Raw genomic sequence first — 1,531 nt, forward strand, 5'->3', positions numbered from 1 at the left:
CGAGGCGCAGCAGGGCCAGTTGCTCCTGGGTGCTGAGCCAGTTGCGATGGGCCAGCGCGTCCATCACCCGCAGCGTGAGGCGCTCGGCGATGGGGGCAGAGCCGGGCAGCTCGGCGCGCACCAGCGCCAGCATGGCGGCGTCATCGCGCAGGGGCGAGCCGTAGTCCCCCAGATAGGCCTCCTCGCGCGCGGTGGCCAGCGCCCTGGTGAGCGCCTCCCCGGCGCGGGCACTGTCTCCCATCCGGCCGAGGGCCAGTGAGAGGTGCAGCAGGCGAGCCTGGCTCGCCTGCTGCTCCCACATCAGGCGCAGGGTCGAGAGCGGCGCACGGCCAAGGCGCGACAGCACCCAGGCGCTGTAGGCCTGGTAGGCCAGACGGGCGTGCTCGGGGGCCTCGCTGTAGCCGGTGTAGAGGCCGCCATCGCCCAGGTACTGCTCGAGGCGCTTGAGCGCCGCCTGAAGCATGGGGTCCGACACCGTCTGCCCCGCCTCCTTGCGGCTTAGCAGGTAGTCGGCGGCGTAGGCGGTGAGCCAGGGCTCCTCGGAAGAGCGTGCATTCCACAGGCCAAAGCCGCCGCTTGGCAGCTGTAACCGTTGCAATCGCTGGGTCAGCGCCCCTTGCAGGGCCTCCTCGTCCGGCGGCTTGTGCCCGGCCGGCAATGGCCGTGACCAGTCGCGGCGCTGCTCCGCGCTGGTGAAGGCATAGGGCCAGGTCCGCGACAGGGTCTGCTCGAGGCAGGCATAAGGGTAATCGGCGAGGGCCTGCCACTGCGCCTTGGGCTCCCAGGGGGGGGTGCCCGAGAGCGACAGGCTCCCCTGCAGGTTATCGGGCAGCATTCCCGCCACCAGAGCGGCATCGGGCTGCCACAGCTTGCCAGGAGCCAACACCGCCACCGCCCGGCGCTGCTCGGCCGGCCAGGGGGAGCGCAGGGGCAGCGACCAACTGCGACTGAGCGACAACCCCTGCCCCTCGGCCTTGAGGGTCAAGGCGGCGACACCGCTTTGGCCGGTCACGGTGAAGGGGAGCGTCAGCCACTGCTCCTCACCCTGCTTGAGGGAGAGGCGCGTCGGGGCCGGTCCGGTGGGCACTATGCCCCCCTGCCACTGCCAGTCGAGGGTCAGGCTCTGATCGCGCCCGCTCATGTTACGCAGCTGTACCAGGGCGCGGCTCCCGTCGCCGGTGGCGGCAAAGCGCGGCCAGCCGATCTCGGCCACCAGTGGCGCCACCACCTTGACCGCCCCATCGGCCTGACCCACCTGCGCCTGGTTCCAGCCGAGCGCCATCAGGGCCAGCTCGCCGTTGAAGCGGGGCAGGTTGAGGGTCACCGTCGCCTCGCCTCTGTCATCGAAGGCGAGCTCACCGCTCCACATGGCCAGGATCTCGACCCGGCTCTCCAGGGCCCCGCCCTTCTTGAGCCTGGGAGCATCACCGCCAAAGCGCAGGCGCGCCAGCTTGCCCTCGAGCGGCGGTATGATGGCGCCGTAGTTATCAAACAAGTCCTGACCGAAGCGCAGCCGACCGAAGAGGGCATC

Annotated in this window: 1 pseudogene; it reads right to left on the reverse strand. The window is 70.7% G+C overall.

Annotation, left to right across the window (positions count from 1 at the left end):
* Nucleotides 1–1,531, reverse strand: a pseudogene (locus BN1133_RS03940) (alpha-2-macroglobulin family protein); the annotation flags it as partial.

The sequence above is a fragment of the Aeromonas schubertii genome (genome assembly GCF_000820105.1).
GTDB classification, from domain to species: Bacteria; Pseudomonadota; Gammaproteobacteria; order Enterobacterales; family Aeromonadaceae; genus Aeromonas; species Aeromonas schubertii.